The 369-nt window shown below is 55.8% G+C and carries 1 protein-coding gene; it reads left to right on the top strand.

The annotated features are described in order from the left end of the window. Nucleotides 1-155: 155 nt before the first annotated feature. On the top strand, nucleotides 156-369 hold a 214-nt coding region (locus C7C46_RS36080; protein ID WP_220040745.1), incomplete at its 3' end, for a hypothetical protein.

Raw genomic sequence — 369 nt, 5'->3', positions numbered from 1 at the left:
TCAAACTCTCCGTGAATGTTCTCCGGTAATCCGGATACCACCCGCGCAGAGCGGCACAGCAACCCCCGGAATAAGGCGGCCCCGTGCACTGCGTCCTCGCTAGTGTTTTACTTCAAAAGGAATCTCCAACCCCAATCAAAAGACTGAGGCCGGGGATGTCAACATATCTGGCGTTGACTTTTGGCACGCTGTTGAGTTCTCAAGGAACGGACGCTTCCTTTGTGCTGATCTCTCAGTCTCTCCGGGCTTCGTTCTTTCGTGTTCTCAGCTTATCAGACCCGATTCGCACCGTTTTACCGGTCGATTTCTCATCCGAATTTCCCGCTGAGCGAGGGGCTCGCCGGGCCGCATCCGACTGGATGCCTCGCC

The organism is Streptomyces tateyamensis, from assembly GCF_003205575.1.
Classification (GTDB): domain Bacteria; phylum Actinomycetota; class Actinomycetes; order Streptomycetales; family Streptomycetaceae; genus Kitasatospora; species Kitasatospora tateyamensis.
Note: the sequence above shows the minus strand (reverse complement) of the source record. Positions and strands in the feature narration are given on the sequence as shown.